The 21822-nt window shown below is 62.6% G+C and carries 21 protein-coding genes and 2 pseudogenes; 1 reads left to right on the top strand and 22 read right to left on the bottom strand.

The window, feature by feature from the left end; translation table 11 throughout:
- Window positions 1-46 precede the first annotated feature (46 nt).
- The 20 genes and pseudogenes from E8F12_RS23785 to E8F12_RS23690 form a co-directional block, all read right to left on the bottom strand.
- Window positions 47-763 (bottom strand): 4-carboxy-4-hydroxy-2-oxoadipate aldolase/oxaloacetate decarboxylase, encoded by a 717-nt coding sequence (locus E8F12_RS23785; protein WP_280327655.1) that lies wholly within the window; start codon window positions 761-763, stop codon window positions 47-49.
- A gap of 11 nt (window positions 764-774) precedes the next feature.
- A complete protein-coding gene (locus tag E8F12_RS23780) occupies window positions 775-1644 on the bottom strand; it encodes an amidohydrolase family protein (protein ID WP_280327654.1) in 870 nt (289 codons plus the stop codon).
- A gap of 16 nt (window positions 1645-1660) precedes the next feature.
- Window positions 1661-2761: a 4-oxalomesaconate tautomerase gene (locus E8F12_RS23775; protein ID WP_280327652.1), complete on the bottom strand. Its 1101-nt coding sequence runs from the start codon at window positions 2759-2761 to the stop codon at window positions 1661-1663.
- A 4-nt stretch (window positions 2762-2765) separates the two neighbouring features.
- Entirely contained in the window at window positions 2766-3707 is a 942-nt protein-coding gene (locus tag E8F12_RS23770; protein ID WP_280327651.1) for a Gfo/Idh/MocA family oxidoreductase, read from the bottom strand.
- Window positions 3708-3739: 32 nt separating this feature from the next.
- Window positions 3740-4582, bottom strand: a complete 843-nt coding sequence (locus tag E8F12_RS23765) for a class III extradiol dioxygenase subunit beta (RefSeq protein WP_280327650.1) — start codon at window positions 4580-4582, stop codon at window positions 3740-3742.
- Complete coding sequence (gene ligA / locus E8F12_RS23760; RefSeq protein ID WP_280327649.1) at window positions 4575-4973, bottom strand: protocatechuate 4,5-dioxygenase subunit alpha; 399 nt, start codon at window positions 4971-4973, stop codon at window positions 4575-4577. Before ligA ends, E8F12_RS23765 begins: the two co-directional genes overlap by 8 nt.
- A gap of 906 nt (window positions 4974-5879) precedes the next feature.
- The gene (locus E8F12_RS23755) at window positions 5880-6902 is read right to left on the bottom strand and encodes a nucleotidyl transferase AbiEii/AbiGii toxin family protein (protein WP_280327648.1); all 1023 of its coding nucleotides are present in this window, start codon (window positions 6900-6902) and stop codon (window positions 5880-5882) included.
- A complete protein-coding gene (locus tag E8F12_RS23750) occupies window positions 6895-7491 on the bottom strand; it encodes a DUF6088 family protein (RefSeq protein WP_280327647.1) in 597 nt (198 codons plus the stop codon). The genes E8F12_RS23755 and E8F12_RS23750 overlap by 8 nt, the downstream gene beginning before the upstream one ends.
- Window positions 7492-7559: 68 nt before the next feature.
- The gene (locus E8F12_RS23745; protein WP_280327646.1) at window positions 7560-7793 is read right to left on the bottom strand and encodes a DUF2274 domain-containing protein; all 234 of its coding nucleotides are present in this window, start codon (window positions 7791-7793) and stop codon (window positions 7560-7562) included.
- Window positions 7790-9076: a TrbI/VirB10 family protein gene (locus E8F12_RS23740; RefSeq protein WP_280327645.1), complete on the bottom strand. Its 1287-nt coding sequence runs from the start codon at window positions 9074-9076 to the stop codon at window positions 7790-7792. Before E8F12_RS23740 ends, E8F12_RS23745 begins: the two co-directional genes overlap by 4 nt.
- 2 nt (window positions 9077-9078) lie before the next feature.
- Window positions 9079-10068: a P-type conjugative transfer protein TrbG gene (gene trbG / locus E8F12_RS23735; protein ID WP_280327644.1), complete on the bottom strand. Its 990-nt coding sequence runs from the start codon at window positions 10066-10068 to the stop codon at window positions 9079-9081.
- The gene (gene trbF / locus E8F12_RS23730; RefSeq protein ID WP_280327643.1) at window positions 10065-10772 is read right to left on the bottom strand and encodes a conjugal transfer protein TrbF; all 708 of its coding nucleotides are present in this window, start codon (window positions 10770-10772) and stop codon (window positions 10065-10067) included. Before trbF ends, trbG begins: the two co-directional genes overlap by 4 nt.
- Window positions 10773-10784: 12 nt before the next feature.
- Window positions 10785-11963, bottom strand: a complete 1179-nt coding sequence (trbL, locus tag E8F12_RS23725) for a P-type conjugative transfer protein TrbL (RefSeq protein WP_280327642.1) — start codon at window positions 11961-11963, stop codon at window positions 10785-10787.
- Between the two features lie 198 nt (window positions 11964-12161).
- On the bottom strand, window positions 12162-12899 hold the full coding sequence (trbJ, locus tag E8F12_RS23720; protein WP_280327641.1) for a P-type conjugative transfer protein TrbJ: 738 nt from the start codon (window positions 12897-12899) through the stop codon (window positions 12162-12164).
- Window positions 12896-15325: a conjugal transfer protein TrbE gene (trbE, locus tag E8F12_RS23715; protein ID WP_280327640.1), complete on the bottom strand. Its 2430-nt coding sequence runs from the start codon at window positions 15323-15325 to the stop codon at window positions 12896-12898. Before trbE ends, trbJ begins: the two co-directional genes overlap by 4 nt.
- Window positions 15326-15336: 11 nt before the next feature.
- Window positions 15337-15609, bottom strand: coding sequence for a VirB3 family type IV secretion system protein (locus tag E8F12_RS23710; protein ID WP_280327639.1), 273 nt, complete (start codon window positions 15607-15609; stop codon window positions 15337-15339).
- Between the two features lie 44 nt (window positions 15610-15653).
- Window positions 15654-15947, bottom strand: a pseudogene (locus E8F12_RS23705) (TrbC/VirB2 family protein); the annotation flags it as partial.
- A complete protein-coding gene (gene trbB, locus E8F12_RS23700; RefSeq protein ID WP_280327703.1) occupies window positions 15944-16888 on the bottom strand; it encodes a P-type conjugative transfer ATPase TrbB in 945 nt (314 codons plus the stop codon). The pseudogene E8F12_RS23705 and the gene trbB, both read right to left, overlap by 4 nt.
- 59 nt (window positions 16889-16947) lie before the next feature.
- On the bottom strand, window positions 16948-17406 hold the full coding sequence (locus tag E8F12_RS23695; RefSeq protein WP_280327637.1) for a CopG family transcriptional regulator: 459 nt from the start codon (window positions 17404-17406) through the stop codon (window positions 16948-16950).
- Entirely contained in the window at window positions 17403-19394 is a 1992-nt protein-coding gene (locus tag E8F12_RS23690) for a conjugal transfer protein TraG (protein WP_280327636.1), read from the bottom strand. The genes E8F12_RS23695 and E8F12_RS23690 overlap by 4 nt, the downstream gene beginning before the upstream one ends.
- A gap of 482 nt (window positions 19395-19876) precedes the next feature.
- Here E8F12_RS23690 and E8F12_RS23685 point away from each other — a divergent pair.
- Window positions 19877-20119 (top strand): annotated as a pseudogene (locus E8F12_RS23685) (transposase); the annotation flags it as partial.
- Window positions 20120-20448: 329 nt separating this feature from the next.
- Here E8F12_RS23685 and E8F12_RS23680 read toward each other — a convergent pair.
- Together E8F12_RS23680 and E8F12_RS23675 are read right to left on the bottom strand one after the other, a co-directional pair.
- A complete protein-coding gene (locus E8F12_RS23680; protein WP_280327635.1) occupies window positions 20449-21018 on the bottom strand; it encodes a sarcosine oxidase subunit gamma family protein in 570 nt (189 codons plus the stop codon).
- Between the two features lie 3 nt (window positions 21019-21021).
- Window positions 21022-21822: aminomethyltransferase family protein (locus E8F12_RS23675; protein ID WP_280327634.1), on the bottom strand; the 801-nt coding region annotated here is incomplete at its 5' end.

Below are 21822 nucleotides of genomic sequence, written 5' to 3'. Positions count from 1 at the left end.
GTTCGGGCCCGCCGACGGGGCAGGGCAGGGCAGGCAGTGGTGACGGCTAGACTCTGATGCCGTTGTATTCGCCCAGTTCTTCCAGGGTCTCGACATACTCGAGACCATGTTCCTGCAGGCGTGTACGCATGTTGTAGATATCCAGCCCCAGAACGCCTTCCGCCAACTGTTGACGCTTGGCCATCTCGTTTGCTTCCCGTGCTTGGGAGGCTTGAAGGGCCTGGGCTGCAGATGTGCGAGCCACCACGCAGACGCCATCGTCGTCGGCCACGATCACGTCGCCCGGATAGACCAGCTGACCGGCACACATCACGGGTACGTTGACCGATCCCAAGGTGTTCTTGACCGTGCCTTTCGCGTTCACTGCACGGGACCAGACTGGAAAGTCCATTTCATGCAGGTCCTTCACATCGCGCACCCCGGCATCAATGACTAGTCCCTTGACGCCCCGTGCCTTGGCAGAAGTGGCCAGCAGGTCGCCGAACATTCCATCCGTATTGTCGGTGGTGCAGGCCACCACCAGCACATCCCCTGGCTTGCAGAGCTCGATGGCGACGTGGATCATCCAGTTGTCGCCCGGTTGGGCCAGAATGGTCACTGCAGTACCACCGATGCGAGCGCCCGGATAAATCGGCCGCATATAGGACTTCAGCAGTCCTATGCGCCCCTGGGCTTCATGCACGGTGGCCACACCGACTTGCCCCAGTGCTGTCGCCGTTGCGACATCCGCGCGTTCAAAGTTTTTAACCGCAACCGCTTTCATAGAACCTCGACTCAGTTTTCAAAGCCGTACAGGCGTGCTGGGTTGTCCACCAGCAGTTTTTGCTGAAGTTCAGCGGTCGGCGCAATCGCGGGGATCGTATCGACCAGCGCACCGTCATCTGGCATATGCGTTGTCATGTTGGGGTGGGGCCAGTCGGTACCCCAGAGCACCTGGTCGGGGAAGTTCTCCACGAAGTAGCGCGCATAGGGAATGACATCGTTGTACGGCGGCGCTTCGTGGGTCAGACGCTCGAGGCAGCCTACCTTGATCCAGGTATCCGGACGGTTGCGCACCAGATTGCAGATCCGATGGAAGTCGGGATGGTCCATGCCTAGGGTGACGTCCGGGCGGCCCATGTGATCGATGGCAATTGGAGTCGGAATAGCCCACAGCAGTTCTTCGATCTCGACCAGTTCCTGCGACTCGAAATAGACGATGATGTGCCAGCCAAATGGCGCAATCATCTCTGCCATACGCTTGTAGAAGGCCATCGGCTTGATATCGACCAGGCGTTTGACGAAGTTGAAACGAATGCCTCGTACACCGGCGGCATGCATGCGCTCTACTTCCTGTACCGTCAAGTCGTCACCGACTACTGCAACACCGCGGTAGCGACCTTCACTGGCTTCCAGCATATCGATCATGGCGCTGTTATCAGTGCCATGGCAGCTCGCCTGGACAAGGACGCTACGCTCAAAGCCGAGATGCTTGTGCAAGGCGAAGAGTTGTTCCTTCGGCGCGTCAATAGGCGTGTATTTGCGCTCAGGCGCATAAGGGAATCTGTCGCCTGGACCAAAGACATGGCAGTGCGCGTCACAGGCTTTCGGTGGAAGGTTGAAGTCCGGCTTCTTCGGGTTTGGATGCACGGCAAGAAAGGACATGGTCTGAACGCTCTTCTTATAGGGGATCTCGTATAACGGACATGGGGACGAAGACTTCGCCCTTGCTCAGCAAGCGTGCCGTCCGCAATAAACCGGCACTCTTGATCTCTGGAAATGCGGCGCTGCGGTCGACTTCCAGGCTGACGGAAAACTCACCACTGGGATGTTCGACCGAAATCGTGCTGCTGCCATCGACGAGGGTGGCAGCAAGACCCGCTGCCACCGTGCCTGGCAAAATAGAGGCAGTCGCGACTGACACGGCTCCGAGGACCCCTATCGCAGAGTGGCAGACATGAGGAATAAACGTGCGGGTGCAGATCCGGCCTCCGTGTCGGGGGGCGGCCACTAGACACATCTTCGGCACCACCTTGTCGGCTACATCCCCAAGGCCCATCATTTTGCCGGCCTGCAGACGGATCAATTCCAGTCGCTGCTTCAGCGCGGCGTTGGCATTGAGCTGGTCGCAGCTTTCATAACCACTGATGCCGAAATCCGCTGCCCTCAGAATCACCACCGGCATGCCGTTGTCGATAAGGGTCGCCTCGACATCGTTGATCACATCCAATGGATGGCCGGTGGGCAGCAGTGCGCCGCAGGTTGAACCAGCCACATCAATGAAGTTGCAGGTAATGGGGGCCGCAGTCCCCGGAACGCCATCGATCCTCGCATCACCGTCATAACGCACCTGCCCATGTGGCGTCTGCACCACCACTTCGCAGACCGTTTCACTATTCAGCATGTGCACACGTGTGCGAGTCTGGCCCGCTTGTGCCGTCACTAACCCGGCTTCAATCGCATAAGGCACTACTCCGGCCAGGATATTCCCGCAGTTCTGGATGGTATCCACGCGGTTACCGCCGACGACGACCTGGACAAAGGCGTAGTCAAGGTCGGCATCGGCTCGTTGGGAGCGGCTGACGATAGCGACTTTGCTGCTCAGCGGATCGCCTCCTCCGAGCCCGTCGATCTGGCGACCATCATTGCCGCCAACCCCTGCCATGGCCGCGATCAGTACCCGGTTACGAATTTCCGGATCTGAGGGCAGGTCAGCGGCATTGAAGTACAGCCCCTTGGAGCTTCCGCCGCGGAAGTGCATGTATGGAATGGCTTTCTGCATGGGCTTACACCAGTTGTTGTTCGAGTTTATTCAGAACTTTCATCGCAGATAAACATTGAGCGACGCTGGAGTTGGGTTCGCGGCCTTGGCGTATTGCGGAGAAGAATTCGCGGTCCTGCAATTCGATGCCATTATCGGAAATTGCGACTCCGCTCAAATCGATGGGTCGTCCATTACCATCAATCAACTCGTCATAACGGGCGATATAGGTACCCTTATCGCAGATGTAGCGGAAAAAAGTTCCCAGCGGACCTTCATTATTGAATGACAACGACAAGGTACAAAGTGAGCCATCGGGGGTTTTCATACCGATACTCATATCCATTGCAATTCCAAGCGTTGGGTGGATCGGCCCTTGAAGCGCAAAACTGTGGCTGACCAACTCGGAAGTCTGGTACTGGAATAGATCGACAGTGTGACAGGCATGATGCCAGAGCAGATGGTCGGTCCAACTGCGAGGCTCACCCAGGGCATTGGTGTTGGTACGACGGAAGAAGTAGGTCTGCACATCAAGCTGCTGCAGCTTCAGCTCGCCGGAAGCAAAGCGCTGATGTAGCCACTGATGACTCGGATTGAAGCGACGGGTATGTCCCGCCATGGCCACCAATCCGGTTTCTTTCTGTACCTCGACAATGGCTCTGGCATCTTCCAGTGAGTCTGCCATCGGGATTTCGATCATCACGTGTTTGCCTGCCCGCAAGGCGGCGATGGCCTGCTCGGCATGCACTTGGGTAGGTGAGGTGATCAGCACCGCTTCGACTCCCGTCTGAGCCAGGAAGTCTCCCAGATCGGTAGTTGCGTAAGGGATTCCCCACTCTTCAGCGAACGCAACGACCGAGTCGGTGCGGCGTCCGAGCACGGCAACTACTTCCACGCCGTCAATATTTCCGACAGCGTCCAGATGTTTTTTGGCAAACGCACCCTGTCCGATCAGTCCAACTTTCATGCTCACCTTCGTCTTGTCCATGCTTGGGTTAATCAGCTTTCGTTTTCGAGAGCCAGCAATCCGTAGTTGGTGTTCGATACAGGGCAGTGAGTGAAGCGATACACCTGCTTAACCCGCTCATCCAAAGCGCCACGCATGATGAACCACATGATCATCTCGATCCCTTCCGATCCGGCCTCGCGCAGATACTCGGTATGGGAGACGTTCTTCAGTTCTTCCGGTTTGGAAACGAGATCGTCGAGCCAGTTTTCATCGAAATCGCTGTTTATCAGCCCAGCCCGCTCGCCCTGCAGTTGATGCGAAAGGCCGCCCGTACCGACGATTGCAACCCTGATAGCCTCTGGATAGGACTCGACAGCTCTACAAATAGATTTGCCGAGGTTGTAGCAGCGATTGGCGGTCGGTTGCGGGTATTGAATGACATTAACGCAGAGTGGAATTACTTCGCAGGGCCACACGTCAGGCTTGTCATACATAAGCGATAGCGGAACTGTCAGGCCATGATCCACCGGCATTTCATTGACGATGGTCATATCAAACTCATCCTTGATCAGCGATTCCGCAATATGCCAAGCCAGTTTGGAGTTGCCTTTCACCGCTGGCACTTTACGCGGACCGTAGCCTTCATCGGCTGGTAAGAATTCGGGCGCCACACCAATTGCAAATGTAGAAATGGCTTCGAGAGAAAAAGCTGATGCATGGTCGTTATAGACGATAATGCATACGTCCGGTTTCAATTCATTGATCCATTGGCGGGCCGGTTGAATACCTTCAAACAATGGTTTCCAGTATGATTCCTGGGTTTTTTCATGGTCGATAGCCGCACCAATCGCTGGTACGTGCGAGGTGCCAAGTCCGGCAATGATTTTAGCCACTGTGCGCCTCCGATTTGCTGCGGTTACCGTCGATGCGCCTGCCGCCATTCATCATCATTTTTTTGAATTCTTCCTCTGTCATGCCGGTGCCTGACATTAATGCACCCAGTTGCTGCATGTTAAGGCCGTCAAAAATGGCTAATTTGAAGATATAGTAAATATTCCCCCCGAGGCGCAGCATGCCCAGCCAGTCCCGACTCAACACCGCCTGACGCTGCTCCTCGGTCATTGGGAATCTCTTCAGGTAAGTCACTTCGCCGGCACGTAATGCTTCCCGGTTCTCAGCCTTGTTCAGCGACATGCAAAACATATTGAGGTGATAGCCGTTTCGCGAGTGTTCACCATCGAGCACATAGGTGCCGGGAATGTCATGGTGATCTTCATTTTTCATCCCGAAGTCCTGTAGTGTTAGTCGATTAACTATCGAAATTGTTTGTCGCTTACTGTCTTTTGAAAATTCGGATATCTAATTTTTGACGGCATCGAGTTGCGCCATGAATCTCTGGCGTTAGGACTGCGCAGCCCTATCGAGAATGAGATAGAGGTTTTTCTGGTTGCGTTATGAAATAACAGCGATTACGCCGTTATTGGTTGTATAAATAGTATTTTTGGGTTTGGCGCGGAACAATCCTGCGAAGTGGAACCATGCGTTCCAGAAATGGGATGATTTCCGCCCAGGTATCCGGTCGTTCTTCGAGGCGCAGCGCTCCTCGAGTATTTGCGTGTGTGCGAGGTGGCGCGAGATACGGCGAAGGGACACGCCAGCAAGATTTGCGGAGAAAGGTTTCCAGTTGGCTGGGAGTCATTTGCCATCAACACTGGCAGCCCGTCCTTTGCTGACGGAGCGCGCCGCGACCATCCCGGCCAGAGTGGCTACTCAGGCGGCAAGAAGGAAGATTCGTTTCCCTGGGGGAGGGGGCGCAACATACGCCCTACGTTGGTACCTATTGGTGAATCTGGAATCACACAGTGAATCCCGTTAGACGGCACTGAGTTCTTCAACAGAATCTGCCGAAAGCAGACGTCCCGCAGGCTAGTGGTGAGCATTCTCGGGCCTCTAAGCACCTGCAAGGGAAAGGTACGTGGGACTTTCCACGAAATGCGGGCAACAAAAAAACCCTCAGCAGCATCACCGTCAAAACGGTTCAACTGAGAGGGGACGTGTTGACGGGAATGCTATGTAGGCTTTCGATAGCGCTTAAGAATGTGGCCATACAAGCTGCGTGTTTAATGTCGTCCGGGCTAGATCTGACGAGTCGTCAAAGGCTGCTCGCATTGGGCCTCGAGGCCTTGTTCATTACTGGTCCTTCGGAGTAGTCAGTGCATTAAGGCGATCCTGGATCACGACGCACTCCTGCATGAGTTGATCGAATGATCGGGCGTCCCCAACCATGACGCCGTCGTCGAGCATCAGTGCGTAGTCCTGTCCCAGGGCCTCCCTTGCTGCTCCATTGGGAACAATCTGAATGCTGCCTCGTGCAGCTGCGTGGTAATCGACTACCGAACCGTCTGCAGCTTTTTCCTGGAAGAACCAACTCTTGTGGGTTGTGACCAAGTCGGCAACGTGTCGATTGGCTGCAATCTCATCGAAGTGTGCGGTACGTGCAATGGCTGCCAAGTCATGCCAATGCCTGGCGAATCGTTCGCTTCTGATTCTCTGCTGTGAGCAATAGACATGGGTGGCCGTGGCCTTCTCCCAGAATGTGCGCGCGATGTCCATTACAATTGGATTGGCCTCTGGAAGGACCACGCCCTCAACTGCTCCAGCCATGTCGCATACGACGTGGTGCGGTGCATGCGGCTCACCGGTCGAGCGGGCACCAAATTCCAGGGTGATGACTGGGGGGACATAGCCTGTACCGCTAGCCAGTGCGGGGTAGCGGAGGAATAGCTTTTCACCCGCAATCTGCAGTGTAGCGTCCAGCCCTTCTTGTTCGATCGAGGATTGAAGCACCGGACTGATGACCTGCTGAATCCAGTCCGGTAAGCGCTCTCGCACCCTTTCGGTCCATCGGCGAGCTTCGCCGCGTGTAGAGGGGAGGTCGGACTTGCCTGTGAGTTCGGGGATCAACTCGCGGATGTCGTACGTGAGGTCGATATCTTCCGAAAACCTATCGATGACTTTGTACGCTTTCGACAAGGAGGTGCCGCCCTTGAAGGTCAGGTTCTGGCCGGCTGTCGATGTAAACAGCGCCCGTAACGTCCAGACCACCCACAAGTCTTTTTCCAGTAGATGAGCAGGGCGGCCAGTTTGAGCAGCGGCAAACTGAAGTGCTTCACGCTGGTCCTGTTCCGATAACTCGAAGAACTGCTCAGGCATGGGCATTCTCTCGGCCGATAGCCTGAGCCATCCAGGCAGGCAGGATGGTGCGGCTCGCGAGTAACGAATCCCACTCCGATTCGGGCAGCGTGCTATGGAGTTTGCCAACCGCTTCACTCACATGCGCCTGGCCAAGCCAGGCAAGGGCACGGACCGCCTCGCCGGCCAGGCTTGGGCCAAGGGCGAGCATCCAGCGAGGAGCATGTTGCACAAGCACTTCGGTCTTGCCGAGTTGCATCTTCCGGGATCGTCCTGCGGTCAGGAACGCTTCCTTGATGGGTACTTGCTGCGTGAGTCCTAGGGCGTTGGCAGCCCGGGCGCCATGTTGTACCAGGGTCTCGCCGCGTTGCTCCGCTATCGCCTTTACGACTTTCTCAGGAGCTGGTGGTCGCGTGCCGAATCGGCTGGTGACAGGCGCCGCGTAGGTGCCGCGTGCCACACGCATCAGCTTTCCTGCCTTGGCCAGGCGAGAAAGGGCCTGGTCCACTGCCGCACGACTACCCAGATGAATGAAATCCTTGGGCGAAAGTACACCGCCCTCGGGGAGCTGCTGACTTTGTTCGAGGATTCTCTCAGGGAGGGTTTTCACGGCGAGTACCTTGGCGGTTCTGAAGACTGATTGTCAGAAGTATATTTCAATATCTGACATAACAGCAATCAAGCGCTCCTGCCTGCACCTGCACTAGATCGCCTGAACACCCGATCCCTTGCCATGAACGCCTCCAGCATGTGTGGGATGAGCGTCAGCGCATCGACTTCTTCGCCGTAGGCTTGCGAGTGCAACGCCGCGTAGCGCTCCAGGTCGGCCTTCAGGCCAGCCGGACAGGTGAAGGTCAGTTTCAGGTTCTCGGTTTTCGGCAAGGGGCCGAGGCGCAGCTTGTTCGTGCTCATTGCGGATTCCTCTGCTGGATGAACAAGGGTTGGTAGGGGCGCAGCACTAGGTCGCGGCTGACGATCACGCGTAGGGGCAGGCCGGGGCGCTGGGTCAGCGTGGGCTGGATATCGAGATTGCGTCGGGTGACCTCTTGGCCGATCTGGTTCACTGTGTCTTGCAGGCTGTCGCGTCCAGCGATGACGACCCGATCTCCATCCGTGCGGTTCTCTGGTGCCGCCAGTTCGGCGCCGATGCCTAGCAGGCTGGTCATGGCCGCACCGGCGACGATCCGGTCCCAGTGCCAGTCGACGCCGTCCTCCAGGCCGGCATAGCCGGCGGTATCGCTGCCCACCAGATTGTCGAGTTGGAAGGACGAGGTGTCCGGGAGGATCACCCGCTGCCACACCGCCTGCACGCGACTCTGCCCGTAGCTCACCTGGCTGTTGTAGCGGCCGAGCAGGCGTGAGCCCTGGGGAATCAGCACATGCTGGCCCGTGGCGCTGTCGTAGACCGGTTCGGTCACCGTGGCGATCACATCACCGGGCAGGTCCGACTTGATACCCGTGACCAGTGCGGCCGCGATGATGGTGCCGGCCATTACCCGGGAGGGGGAATCGGGCATTTGCAGAAACCCGGAATTACGAATCTGCGGATCTACGGATTTACTGAGAAACGCCTCTTTCTGCTGCTGCGGGTTTTGCGTTGCTGCAGGGGCGTTGGTCATTGCAGCGGCCGATGCAGGAGTCGCTGTCAAAGGATCGAATCTCGCGTGCTCTGCCATGCTCGGACTTGGGCCTCCGGCACTCGATGTCGCTCCACTGCCAGAGCGGAAAAATACCGAGGACAACGCCGCTTCCTCGGCCTCCTTGAGCCTGGCGAGGCGCTCAGCCTCAGCTGGGTCGGGCCCGGCATGGCGGTAGTCGTAACCCTGTGCCTGCTCGGCCCTGAGGATAGGGCCCCCCAGGTCGCCGGGCAGCGGCGGACCCAGCTGCGGCACCTCGGGCGCAGCGAGAGTTGGCAATTGCGAGTAATCCGCCGGGAGCTGCTCCAGTCCCTCGGAGCGGGTCACACGGTCGACGTTGTACAGCTCGTTTGGCTCCGCACCCTGACGGCGCTGCTGAGGCTGCAACGACCAAAGCATGGCGCCGAGCACCGCGCTGGCCAGTCCTCCGATGAGCACCGCCAGCATGCGTGGATTGAGGCGGGTGACAGGGCGAGGCCGAGCGCGCAGCTCGAGTGATTCCGGTGCCTCCTTGGGCGGCCGCGGCGCCGCATCCTGGATATCATTCGTGGCACTCATGATCAGGGCCTCCGTGCCACGCCATCGGTGCGCTCGATCCGCACCACGTCACCCTTGTCCGCGCCCAGGCGCAATTCAGCCGCGCCGAACAGCCGATCCACGATGTAGTAGGGCGAGCGGAAGCGGTAGTTGACCAATTGGCCGTCACCCTCCGGACCGATCACGAACAGCGGCGGCAACTCCCCTTGAGCGATGCCGGCAGGGAACTGGATGTACACCTTGCGGCCGTCGTCGAAGGCACGCAGCGGTTTCCAGGGCGGGTTGCTGCCGTTGATCGCATAGTGAAAGCGCAGTTGCTCCAGCGCCAGGCCAGTATCGACCGGGGCCGCCGCTTTCGCAGCAGTAGCGCGGCGCTGCAGGGCGAGCATGCGGTCCTTGGGGTAGTCCCAGGACACCGAGGCCATCCACGCCTGCTCGGTGGCGGTGAGTTCGATCAGGTAGGTGCGCCGCGTGGTGGTGATGACCAGGTTGGTCTTGAGGTCGACCCGTGTCGGCTTGACCAGCACGCTGACACGTAGCTCCTCTCCGCTGCCGCTGGAGGTGTCGCCCACAATCCAGCGCACGGTATCGCCGGCGGCCACCGTGACCAGCTCCTCGCCAGCCTGCAGGTTGATCGCCGTTACCCGCCCTGGGCTGGTGTACACCTGATACAGCGCGCCGTCGGAGTAGGGCCAGACCTGGATGGCGTTGATGTAGCCCTCCCGGGTCGGCGCGACCCGAGCGTCGCGGTTGGCGCGCGAGACACGCACGCGCTCATCGGTTGGCTCCTCGACCGGCTTTTCGGCCTTGGCCCCCGGCACCGGTTTCAGCTGTGCCGGTAGGGCCAGCGGCTTTGGCATCTCCACCACCTCGATGGGCTTGGGTGGCTCCGGCAGGCGCTGCGCCTCCACTGGTTCGTCCAGGGCAATCACCGGCGGCTCACCCGAGCCGGCGCAGCCGGCCAGCATGGCCAGCAGCAGCGGGCAGGTGCAGAAGTGCAGGCAGGTTCTCATGGTTTCTTGGCTCCTTCCGTAGTGTCCAGTTCGCGGCTCCATGACAGGCCGTTGACGTAGATGCCCAATGGGTTGCGGCGCAGCTTTTCCTCGGTGCGCGGTGGCTGCAGCACCACCGAGATCACCGCCGTCCAGCGCTCCAGCCCGGCGGCCGCACCGTTGACGTAGCGGCGCTCGTTCCAGCGCACCTGGAACGAGCTGTCGCTAGCTCGCACGACGCTGGTCACCTCCACCGTTACCGACTCCTTACCGACCCGGCTGAAGGGATCGTTGGTGCGGGCGTAGTCGTTGAGCGTGGCGGCGCCGCGGTCGGTCGTGGAGTGGTAGGCCTCCAGCCAGTTCTGCCGCACCACCACCGGGTCGATGGACAGCGAGCGCACTAACTCGATGAAGCGCGCCAGTTGATGGGCGATCTGCGCATCCTGCGGTTGGTAGGGACTGGCGGCTTCGCCAACCGCGCGTACCTGGCCGGCATTGTCGACCTCCACCACATAGGGCGTGACCATCGACTGGGCCGAGCGCCAGAGCAGCCCGCCGGCCATCAGCAGGGCCAGGCTCAGGCAACCGAAGGCCATCAGCCGCCAGTTGCGCGCCTGCGCCAGGCTGCTCCCCATGCGCCGGTCCCAGATCTGCGCCGCGGCCTGATAGGGTGTAGCCGGTTGCGGGGTGTCGCTGTAGCGCACCTGCGGACGTTTGAATCGCATCTTCGTTCTCCTTCACGAATTCGACGGGTCGCGCACCTGCGGCCCGGGGGATGAGCCGCCACCATCGCCACCGCGCAGGGTGTGCGCGACCGTGGTTGCGGCATGGGTGAGCTGCTGCTTACGTTGCAGCCGCTTGGCCCAGTCGGGTTGCTTGGCAGGGGATGTCGCGGGGCCGGCCGCCGTGGCCGTATCGCCAAACGCTGCGCCCGCGCTTGCAGATCCTGGCGCCATGCCGGCGGTCAAAGGCTTGACACCGCCCATGGCCAGGCGCGCCGCGCCGGGCGCCATGCGGACGCCGGCCAGCACGGCACCGCCGACACCCGTGGCCACGGCGGCGGCACCGGCGGCCATGCCCGCAACACCGAGGGCCGTACCGGCGGCTGCTCCTGCCCCCAGTTGCGGGGCGCCGGATACCAGGCCGGTGGCGATGCCCGGGCCGAAGATGCCCAGGCCCAGCAATGCCAGCGCGGCGAGCATGACCACAAGGGCATGGTTGATGGAGGGCTCATCCGGCACGGCCTGGAACTCGGCGAACAGCCCGGTGCCGATGCCGACGATCACCGCCAGCACTAGGACCTTGATGCCGGAAGCGACCACGTTGCCCAGGACCTTCTCGGCGAGAAAGGCGGTCTTGTTCCACAGGGCAAAGGGCACCAGGACGAAGCCGGCGAGGGTGGTCAGCTTGAACTCGATCAGCGTGACGAACAGCTGGATGGCCAGGAAAAAGAAGCTGATCACCACCACCAACCAGGCCAGAAACAGCACCAGAATGCTGTGGAGGTTGCTGAAGACGTCGGGGAACCCGCTCATGCTGCTGATGTGTTCCAGCAACGGGCTACCTGCGTCGATGCCGATGGACGCCAGCCGCCCGGGTTGCAGGAACTCGCCCTGGCTCAGCCCCGAGCCCGCGGCCAGCAGGCCCAGCCCGGCGAAGGAGCGGAAGACGATCTCCGCCAGCGTGTTGAAGTTGCCGATGATGAAGGCGAAGGCGCCGACGTAGAGGGTCTTCTTGACCAGTTTGGCGGTGACATCCTCGCCTCCCATGGCCCAGAACAGCCCGGCCAGGGTCATGTCGATCGCCACCAGGGTCAGGCTGAGAAAGGCCACCTCGCCACCGAGCAGGCCGAAGCCCGAGTCGATGTAGAGCGAGAACACCGCGAGGAAGCGGTCGATCACGCTGACGTCGTTCATCGCACGTCCTCGTCGAAGCTCGGCGGAATGGCAGGCAGGCTTTCGGGGGTGAGGAACTCGCCGGGACGAGTGCACCCGGAGTAAAAGCGCGCCTGCGGGGATAGCTCTGACTGGACCTCTCCACTGTCATCGCCCTGGCCGCAGGCAGCTAGCACGAGTAGCAGTGGCTGCAGCACGAAGGTTTTCATCGCAGCGCCCTCACTGCCGGTAGAACTGCACGGGATAGGGGGTGTAGGGCGTCCCGCTACCCATGAAGCGTCGCCGCAACTCACGCGCCTCCTCGGCCGCCGCAGCCTGGCGGGCGAGTTCCAGGGCAATGGCGCGGTTCTGGGTGACCTGCAGTTGCTGGGCCTGGCTAGACTGCTTGGCCTGCAGGGCCAGCAACTGATTGGTGGCCTGGGCCGCCTGCAGCGTCCCAACGGCCGACTGGCTCTGCTGCACCAGGTCGGCCAGCACGCTCTCGTCCTGGGCGAGGCTTTGCGTCACCTGTGCCTGCACGCGCATGGCCGTGTGCAGGCCATCGAGACCCTGCTTCCAGCGCTCGCGCGCCTCCTGTGCCATGCGCTGGCTGCTGACGCTGCTCGCATACTCGGTGGGATACAGGCGGACGAACTCCTGATCCAGGCGCTGGACCTCATAGGCCAGCCCCTGGGCCTCGGCCAGCAAACGCTCGGTGTTGGCCAGGCTGGCGCGCAGCCGATTGATCACGTTGTAATCCAGGGTCGCCAGGTGGCGGCCTTGGTTCAGCAGCATCTGGGTTTCGTTTTGCAACTGGTTGACCTGGTTATTGACTACCTCAAGGGTGCGCACTGCGGTCAGAGTGTTCTGAGCTAGATTGGTTGGGTCGATCACAGTGAGGGCGCTGGCCGGCTGGAATGCCAGCAGGCCCCACGACAGCAGAGCGGTAAGCGGAGAAAGGCGGGTTCGGCGACTCATTGCAGGCACTCCTTGCGTGGCGAGAGGTAAGAGGCGAGTAGGTCGGCGGCCCAGTCCAGCCCGCGGTGGCGTAGCCAGGTGACGGCGAAATCCGCAGAGCCGGATTCCTGCTGGATCCGGCTGATTTCACGCTGCTCTACGGGGCTGGCGGAGGCTGAAAAGGCCATTGCCACCGGACCCAGGTCAAGGTCGAACAGCCGATTGCCGAGGCGCGACTGGTAGTAGTAATCGCGCTTGGGCGTGGCCTGAGCGATGATCTCGATCTGCCGGTCGTTGAGGCCGAAGCCCTGGTAGATGCCGCGGATCTGCGGCTCGCTGGCCTGCGGGTTGGGCAGGAAGATGCGGCTGGCGCAGCTCTCGATGATCGCCGCGGCGATGCTGGAGTCCTTGATGTCGGCCAGCGACTGGGTGGCGAAGATCACCGAGACGTTCTTCTTGCGCAGGGTCTTGAGCCACTGGCGGATGCGTGCGGCGAACAGCGGATCGTCGAGGAATAGCCAGGCCTCGTCGAGAATCAGCAGGGTGGGTGCGCCGTCGAAGCGCTCCTCGAATCGGGCGAACAGGTAGCTCAATACAGCCGCCACCGCCGCCTTGCTGTGCATCAGTTCCTCCATCTCGAAGCACTGCACGTCGGCCGCTCCTAGGCGATCCCAGTCGGCGTCCAGCAGTCGTCCGTGCGCGCCGCCCAGCACATAGGGCTGCAGCGCCTGGCGCAAAGCGTTGTCCTGCAACAACACACTCAGGCCGGTCAGCGTACGCTGCGCCTCGGGTGCGCCGGCCAGGCTGTCCAGGGCGGTCCAGAGCGCGGCCTTCTGCTCCGGGCCGACGACCACGCCCTCCTGCAGCAGGCGCGCCTCCAGCCACTCGGCGGCCCAGGCGCGATAGCCGGCCTGGTCGATGCGCGCCAGAGGCTGGAAGGCCAGGTCGCCATCGCCCCCCAGGTCGTAGTGCTCGCCGCCCAGGCCCAGCACCGTCGCGCGCAGCGAACGCCCCATGTCGAAGAGGAACAAGCACGAGCCTTGGTAGCGACGGAACTGCATCGCGAGGGTCGCCAGCAGCACCGACTTGCCCATGCCGGTGGGGCCGGCCACCAAGGTGTGGCCAACGTCGCCGACATGGGTGACCAGGCGGAACGGCGTCGCCCCATCCGTGCGGGTGACCACCAGCGGCGGACCATCGAGGTGGTCGTTGCGCGCGGGGCCAGCCCAGACTGCCGACACCGGCATCAGGTGGGCCAGGTTGAGCGTCGAGATCAGCGGTTGTCGTACATTGGCGTAGGCGTTGCCGGGGATGGACGACAGCCAGGCCTCCGCCACATTGAGACTCTCGGCAATGGTGATAAAACCGCGCCCCTGGATCACCCGCTCGACCAGACGCAGTTTCTCCTCGGCGACCTCGGCGTCGTGGTCGCTCACCGTCACGGTGGCCGTCATATAGCCGAAGGCGACCTGGTCGGCGCCCAGCTCCTGTAGGGCGTCGTCGGCGTCACTGGCCTTGTTCGCCGCATCGCTGTCGAGCAGCGGGCTTTCCTGCTGGAAGAGTACCTCGCGCAGCAGCGCCAGGACCCCCTTGCGCTTGGCGAACCACTGACGGCGCAGACGCACCAGTTCCTTTTCGGCCTCGTCCTTGTCCAGGCAGATGAAGCGGGTCGACCAGCGATAGGGGATGCTCAGGCGGTTGAGATCATCCAGCAGGCCGGGCCAGGTCGAGGTTGGGAAGCCGCGCACCGAGAGGACGCGCAGGTGCTGCTCGCCCAGCCGCGGTGCCAGGCCGGTGGCCAGGGGGCAGTCGGCCAGCAGGGCGTCCAGGTGGAAGGGCACCTCGGGTACTGCCACCCGCTGACGGTGCGTCGACACCGTGGCGTGCAGATAGGTCAACGTCTGGCTGTCATCGAGCCAGGCGAGCTCCGGCATCACCCCGTCCAGCAGGTCGAAGAAGCGATCACTCTCGGCCATAAAGGCGGCCAACCGCTCGCGCCAGTCGACGCCGCGGTGCGCCCGGTGCTCATACAGCAGGCTGGCCGCGCGAGAGCGCGACTCCTCCGGCGGCAGGTAGAGCAGCGTCAGGTGGTAGGTGCTCTCGAAGTGACTGCCCTGCGCCTCGAAAGTGGCGCGACGCTCCTCATCCACCAACCAGGACAGCGGCTCGGGAAAACTGCTATCGGGGTAGTCGGCGGCGGCCACGCGCTCGGCCTCGATGAACAGCGCCCAGCCCGAGCCCAAGCGGCGCAGGGCGTTGTTCAGGCGCGCCGACGTGGCCACCAGTTCGCCCTGGGTGGCGCTATCGAGGTCCGGCCCACGAAAGCGCAACGTGCGCTGGAACGAACCATCTTTGTTCAGCACCACGCCCGGGGTAACCAAGCCGGCCCAAGGCAGCCAGTCGGCGAGCTGGGCGGGACGGCGCTGGTATTCGGTAAGGTTTAGCATGGCGGCGCTCCTCACACGTCCAGCAGCGGGCGTTGCTTGATATGCCGGGTGAAGACCTGCATGAACTGCGGATCCAGGCGGGCGCCCCAAACCGCTAGCGTGTGGCCGACCAGCCAGAGCACCAGGCCCGGAATCCACAGCTGCAGGCCCAGGCCGACCACGGCCGCCAGGGTGCCGTTTAGGATGGCCACGTTGCGTGGCGCGCCGCCGAGCAGGATCGGTTCGGCCAGCGAACGGTGCAGCGGCACCTCGAAGCCGGGGATGAAAGCGCGCTCACCGTTCATGCGACCACCGCCCCGCCTGCGAAGCTGAAGAAGCTGAGGAAGAACGAAGACGCGGCAAAGGCGATGGACAGGCCGAAGACGATCTGGATCAGCTTGCGGAAGCCGCCGCTGGTATCGCCGAAGGCCAGCGTCAGGCCGGTGGTAATGATGATGATCACCGCGACGATGCGCGCCACCGGACCTTGGACCGAGTCGAGGATCGATTGCAGTGGCCCTTCCCAGGGCATGCCGGAGCCGGCAGCCAATACCGGCAAGGCTGTACCGAGCCAGAGTGCCCCCAGCACGAGTGCACTGGCAAAGCGTCGACGGAACACAACAAGGGTCTGGCGGGGATTCATGGCTGATCTCCTGAGGCAGAGGGCAGGGAAGGGAGGGCGTCGATGGGATGGAGCCGGTAACCGTGCGCGTCGTGGCCGGTGACCCGGACGATCTGCTGGACATGGCGGGCGCGGCCGCGCCCGGCGAGGAGCACCACCAGGTTGACCGCCTCGGCGATCAGCGCCCGTGGCGCGGCCAGGGCGACCTCCAGGATCAGTTGCTCGAGGCGCAGCAGGGCGCCTTGCGCGGAGCCGGCGTGGAGGGTGGCAATGCCCCCCGGGTGGCCGGTGCCCCAGGCCTTGACCAGGTCCAGGGCCTCGCCGCCGCGTACTTCGCCGACCACCACCCGGTCGGGGCGCAGGCGCAGCGTGGCACGCACCAGGTCAGCCATGGACACCACGCCAGGGCGGGTGCGCAGGGCGACGTGATCAAGGGACGGGCACTGCAGTTCGACCGTGTCCTCTAGCACCAGGACGCGGTCGCCGGTACCGGCCACCTCGGCGATCAGGGCATTGGCTAGGGTGGTCTTGCCGGTGCTGGTGCCGCCGGCGACGAGGATGTTCTGTCGGCTGCGCACGGCGCCGCGGAGGTATTCGGCCTGCCAGGCGCTGAGGATGCCGTCGACCACGTACTGCTCCAGCGGGATCACGCCAGCCGCTCGCTTGCGCAGTGCAAAGGTCGGCCCATGCGCCACGGGAGGCAAAACTCCCTCAAATCGTTCGCCGGTTTCCGGCAGCTCCGCGCTGAGCAAGGGTTTGCCCCGATGCACTTCCGCGCCGATATGTGCCGCGACCAGACGGATGATCCGCTCGCCGTCAGCAGCGGGCAGGGTGCCCAACTGGGAGCGGCCACTCGAGACTCGGTCGAGCCAGAGGACGCCGTCGGGATTGAGCATGACCTCGACCACGTCGGGATCTTCAAGGGCGCCAGCGATCAGTGGCCCCATCGCCGTGCGCAGCATGCGGGTGCGACGATCCAGGGAGGCTGCAGCCGCGGTCAGCACCGAGGAGGCAGGAGCATTCACGGACGTTCTCCCATGGCTTGAACCTCGGAGGCGTCCAGCCACTGGGCGTCCGGCTGGATCTCCTCATGCACGTCCCTGACCAGGCTGCGCCCACGCTGTAGGTGGCGTCCCAGTTGCTCGACGAACTGGGTGAAGCGCAGCTTGCCCTGCGCTCGCGCCGCCTCCTGGTGCGCCTCGGGCACTGGTGTACTGACGGTGAGGTAGTAGCGCACGTAGAGCGCGATGGTCTCGATCAGGATGTTCTGGTCGCGCTCCAGCCGCTCGAGCTGGCGCGACAGCCGGTCCAGGCGCTTGGCGATGGTCGTCTCTCGCTGGTCGCCGGAGTCAGGAGACAGCCAGGAAGCGAGCGCCGCGGCGATGATCGACGACTTCGACACGCCTTTCTTGATCGCCAGTTCGTTCAGGCGCTTGGCGTGCTCGGGTTGGATGAACAGGTTCAGGCGGGCTCGGCTCATAGGGCAATTCCATCGTCAGGGTCGAGGGCGGCCAGCCGCGCTGCACGCTGCAGGCGCGGATCAGGCTGGGTAGAGAAGGGGGCTGGGGTGTCGTCCTCGTCGAGCAGTAGCAGGTCGCTGGACAGTTCACCTGGATCAGGCAACTGGGCGATTTCCACCAGTTCGGGCTGAAGGCGAGGACCGCCATCTTCGAGGGATTCGCCGTCGGCCAAACCAGCCGGCGGAACTCCCATGGCCACGGGTACAGCCAAGGTGCTCCAGTCGTCTGTCCTTGCTGCAGGCGCGTCAGCGTAACGCCCAGGCTGCAGTTGCGGTGCCGGCAGTACCCGACTTTGGAAATTGGCATCGGTGAAATAGCGCAGCTTTTTCGCCCGGATCGGTGCGTGGCCGGAGAGCATCACTACGGATTCGTCGGTAGGCAGTTGCATCACCTCGCCCGGGGTCAGCAGTGGACGTGCGGTCTCCTGGCGCGACACCATCAGGTGACCCAGCCAGGGAGCGAGCCTGTGGCCGGCATAGTTGCGTTGCGCACGCAGCTCGGTGGCAGTGCCCAGGGTCTCGGAAATGCGCTTGGCGGTACGCTCATCATTGGTGGCGAAGGTCACCCGTACGTGGCAGTTGTCGAGGATCGAGTGGTTCTGGCCGTAGGCCTTGTCGATCTGGTTGAGCGACTGCGAGATCAGGAAGGCGCGCAGCCCGTAGCCGGCCATGAAGGCCAGGGCCGATTCGAAGAAATCCAGCCGCCCCAACGCAGGAAACTCGTCTAGCATCAGCAGCAGCTTGTGCCGACGCTCGATACCGTCGGCACCATCGAGCGACTCGGTCAGGCGCCGGCCGATCTGGTTGAGGATCAGGCGGATCAGCGGCTTGGTGCGGCTGATATCCGAGGGCGGCACCACCAGGTACAGCGATAGCGGATGCTCGGCCGAAATGAGGTCGGCGATACGCCAGTCGCAGCGCGACGTGACTTCGGCCACCGTCGGATCGCGGTACAGGCCCAGGAAGGACATGGCCGTGGATAGCACCCCCGAGCGCTCGTTCTCGCTCTTGTTCAGCACCTCCCGTGCGGCCGAAGCCACCACCGGGTGAGGCGCGTCGCCCAGATGGGGCGTGGTCATCATCCGGTGCAGGGTCAGCTCGAAGGTGCAAGCCGGATCCGAGAGGAAGTTGGCGACGCCACGCAGGGTCTTGTCCTGGCCGGCATAGAGCACGTGCAGAATGGCGCCGACCAGCAGCGCATGGCTGGTCTTTTCCCAGTGATTACGCCGTTCCAGCGCGCCCTCCGGGTCAACCAGGATATCGGCGATGTTCTGTACATCGCGCACCTCGTGAGTGCCGCGACGTACTTCCAGCAGCGGGTTGTAGGCCGCCGTAGCCGGATCGGTGGGGTTGAACAGCAGGCAGTGGGAGAAGCGCGAGCGCCAGCCGGCTGTCAGGCTCCAGTTCTCACCCTTGATGTCATGGATGACCGCAGAGGCCGGCCAGGAGAGCAGGGTGGGCACCACCAGGCCGACGCCCTTGCCCGACCGTGTCGGCGCAAAGGCCAGCACGTGCTCCGGGCCTTCGTGGCGCAGGTACTGCTCCTCGAATAGGCCGAGGAACACGCCAGCCGGGCGGGTGAGCCCGGCTTGGCGTACCTCTTCCGCATCGGCCCAGCGCGCCGACCCGTAGGTCGTGACGTGCCGCGCCTGGCGTGCGCGCCAGATGGCCATGCCGATGGCCACCACCAACGCCAGCAGGCTGCTGCAGGCGGCGATGCTGCCACCGACGTTGAAGACCTCCGGTGCGTAGGCATCGAAGAAGAACCACCACTCGAACAGACGCCAAGGGTGATAGATGGGCGTGCCCAGCCATTCGAACCAGGGTGCCCCCAGGCGTGCCTGGTAGCCGAGCGCAGCTGCCGTCCACTGTGTGGCACCCCATACCCCGGAAAGGGTAATGGCCAACACCGCCAGCACCTGGCCGTACAGCACCGTCGTCGCCTGCATCCCTGAACCCAACCTCTCCGACAAAGCACCCGGCACGCAGATGTGCCGTGGGCGAGAGATTCGGCATTGACAGGGGAGGGGGCAAAGACTGTTTCGAGCAGGATCCGGATCGGCTAGGAAATAGTTTTGGCTCGGGAGCTGATTAGGAGGGAGCAGCGGATCATGGCGTAGTGTGGAGGACGACTACGATGCTTGTTTGGATTTGAGAAAGTGCGGGTTATCGCGTATTCCGCCGAGCAAAAGACTGGTTACCTCCTTGTGTTTCAGGAATGCGCCACAACTCGCGGCGCTGGAATGTGGGTAATGCGTTGGCATTTCTCCAACGCAGGAAGGGGGCGTCTTGGATCTGAATGCGCAAGCCTGCCCTTGTCAGAACGCTTCCAGCAGCAGTGCGACTACCAGGACCAGTTGGGTAATCAACGTCACCGCATGGCCAATCTGGCGCAGCAGCAGGTTTCCGCTGAGAAGACCGGCTGCGTGAGCAAGCCTCACTGGAGGCCATGCAGCAGCGGCTGGACCGTCAGCCGGAGATGATGGGCGTGCGTCGCCGGACCGTGGAACACCCGTTTGGCACGCTCAATCACTGGATGGGCGCGACACACTTCCTGACCAAAACGCTGCCCCGGGTGAGCACGGAGATGGGCCTGCATGTGCTCGCCTATAACCTCAAACGGCTGATGCGCATCTTTGGCATCCGTGGCGCGGTGGATGCTCTGCGTGCCTGAGGTGGGCCATTTCCACGCGTCTCTCCGCCTCAAGATGCCGTGGATCGCGTCAGGAGACTCAGGCAGCGGTCATCAGCACACTGTCGATTCAACTTTACGAGCCCTCGGGTCAAATCCCGCATGCGGTTCTGGTGTCAGCACTTCGCTGTTTTCACACAGCCTGGAGTTGTTTGACCTGTTGGACGCCTGCCGGGGCAGAACGATGAGTGCCACCCGTTCGCAGCCGCCAGCAGATCACTCGCGAGCGAGCGAAACGCCGGTTTCGTGCCCAGCCCAACCTACGGGGTTTCGTAGGTTGGGCTGGGCTGAGCTACGGGAAGCCCGGCGCATCAGGCCAGCAATGCTTCCATACCGACCGGCTGACCGCCGAATTCGTCCATGGCATCCAGCATGGCACCCTGGAAGTACTCCAGGGAGGCGCGGTCGCAGAGGATGTGGAAGCGTGGCAACTCGCCGGTGCTGGCGTTGATTACGATGACGTTGATTCGCGCCGCCGAGGTCTGTGCCGCCGCGCCCACAGGGAAGGCTTGCGGCCGCAGGTCCACGCCGCAGACCTTGGCCATCACCTCGGCCACGTGGCGACCGGAGAGTTGCAGCCATGCATGGCTGTCCTGGCGCGGCAGTAGGTAGTTGCCGTTGTCGCCGAGCTGCCAGCCGGCCTCTTCGGCGGCGATGCGCCTGCCCCGGTCGGCCAGGCTGCCCAGCAGCAGATACTCGGCCTGCGACAGGCGCGCCACCAGCGAGCCGTCATCCTGCGTCAGCGCCCGGTTGGGCGCCTCCGGCAGTTGGTAGCCGCGTTTGTTCAGGAAGTCGGCGGCATCAATGCCGCGAAAGCCCACGCGCGGCAGGTCGGTCAGGTCGATGAGCGCGCAGCGCTCGATGGGATTGAGGCTGGTCATGGCTCAGAGCTCCTGGCGCTTGTTGTCGGGATCGAAGAAGGGCAGTTGCACCACGGTGGCCTGGACCACCTGGCCGCCTTCGACGCGGATCGGGATCCGCGAGCCTGGTTCGGCCTGGTCGGCACCGGCGTAGGCCAGGCCGATGATATGGCCGAGGGTGGCGGAGAACTCGCAGGAGGTGACGTTGCCGCTGATGTCCGACCCCTTGAGTACCAGGTGGCCCTCCAGCGGCTGCGGGCTGCCCTTCGGCAGGCTGAAGCCCACCAGCTTGCGCTTCAGCGGTTGCGCTTCAAGGATCTCGATGGAGCGCTTGCCGACGAAGAAGGCCTTCTTGCGGCCGATGGCCCATTCCATGTCGATCTCGCCCGGATGGGTCATGCCGTCGGTGTCCTGACTGATGATCACGTGGCCCTTTTCCAGGCGCAGGAGGCGCTGGGTCTCGACGCCGAAGGGACGAATGCCGAACTCGGTGCCGGCGGCCATCAGCGCGTCCCACAGCTTGCCGCCGTGACGGGCGGGGACGTGGATTTCGTATCCCAGTTCACCGACGAAGCCGACTCGCATCAGCCGCGCCGGAATACCGGCCACGGTGCCGGTGCGCACGGCGAGGTAGGGGAAGCCTTCGGCGGACAGGTCGACGTCCTCGCAGAGCTTCTCCAGCACCTGGCGCGACAGCGGCCCGGCCAGGTTCACCGCAGCCAGGGCAGCGGTGACGTTGGCGATGTCCACATTGAGGCGCCACTGGGCGTTCCACTTGAGCATCTGCTGGTAGATGCGGTCCACGCCGCTGGTGGTGGCGGTGAC

The organism is Pseudomonas sp. BN102 (genome assembly GCF_029871245.1).
GTDB lineage: Bacteria > Pseudomonadota > Gammaproteobacteria > Pseudomonadales > Pseudomonadaceae > Metapseudomonas.
The sequence above is the reverse complement of the archived record's forward strand: the minus strand, read 5'-3'. Positions and strand labels throughout refer to the sequence as shown.

Excerpts from the sequence above, each read along its gene's own strand:
- E8F12_RS23785 (WP_280327655.1), bottom strand. The coding sequence starts at position 763 with ATGAAAGCGGTTGCGGTTAAAAACTTTGAACGCGCGGATGTCGCAACG.
- E8F12_RS23780 (WP_280327654.1), bottom strand. The coding sequence starts at position 1,644 with ATGTCCTTTCTTGCCGTGCATCCAAACCCGAAGAAGCCGGACTTCAAC.
- E8F12_RS23775 (WP_280327652.1), bottom strand. The coding sequence starts at position 2,761 with ATGCAGAAAGCCATTCCATACATGCACTTCCGCGGCGGAAGCTCCAAG.
- E8F12_RS23770 (WP_280327651.1), bottom strand. The coding sequence starts at position 3,707 with ATGAAAGTTGGACTGATCGGACAGGGTGCGTTTGCCAAAAAACATCTG.
- ligA (WP_280327649.1), bottom strand. The coding sequence starts at position 4,973 with ATGAAAAATGAAGATCACCATGACATTCCCGGCACCTATGTGCTCGAT.
- E8F12_RS23755 (WP_280327648.1), bottom strand. The coding sequence starts at position 6,902 with ATGCCTGAGCAGTTCTTCGAGTTATCGGAACAGGACCAGCGTGAAGCA.
- E8F12_RS23745 (WP_280327646.1), bottom strand. The coding sequence starts at position 7,793 with ATGAGCACGAACAAGCTGCGCCTCGGCCCCTTGCCGAAAACCGAGAAC.
- E8F12_RS23740 (WP_280327645.1), bottom strand. The coding sequence starts at position 9,076 with ATGAGTGCCACGAATGATATCCAGGATGCGGCGCCGCGGCCGCCCAAG.
- trbG (WP_280327644.1), bottom strand. The coding sequence starts at position 10,068 with ATGAGAACCTGCCTGCACTTCTGCACCTGCCCGCTGCTGCTGGCCATG.
- trbF (WP_280327643.1), bottom strand. The coding sequence starts at position 10,772 with ATGCGATTCAAACGTCCGCAGGTGCGCTACAGCGACACCCCGCAACCG.
- trbL (WP_280327642.1), bottom strand. The coding sequence starts at position 11,963 with ATGAACGACGTCAGCGTGATCGACCGCTTCCTCGCGGTGTTCTCGCTC.
- trbJ (WP_280327641.1), bottom strand. The coding sequence starts at position 12,899 with ATGAGTCGCCGAACCCGCCTTTCTCCGCTTACCGCTCTGCTGTCGTGG.
- trbE (WP_280327640.1), bottom strand. The coding sequence starts at position 15,325 with ATGCTAAACCTTACCGAATACCAGCGCCGTCCCGCCCAGCTCGCCGAC.
- E8F12_RS23710 (WP_280327639.1), bottom strand. The coding sequence starts at position 15,609 with ATGAACGGTGAGCGCGCTTTCATCCCCGGCTTCGAGGTGCCGCTGCAC.
- trbB (WP_280327703.1), bottom strand. The coding sequence starts at position 16,888 with ATGCTGCGCACGGCGATGGGGCCACTGATCGCTGGCGCCCTTGAAGAT.
- E8F12_RS23695 (WP_280327637.1), bottom strand. The coding sequence starts at position 17,406 with ATGAGCCGAGCCCGCCTGAACCTGTTCATCCAACCCGAGCACGCCAAG.
- E8F12_RS23690 (WP_280327636.1), bottom strand. The coding sequence starts at position 19,394 with ATGCAGGCGACGACGGTGCTGTACGGCCAGGTGCTGGCGGTGTTGGCC.
- E8F12_RS23680 (WP_280327635.1), bottom strand. The coding sequence starts at position 21,018 with ATGACCAGCCTCAATCCCATCGAGCGCTGCGCGCTCATCGACCTGACC.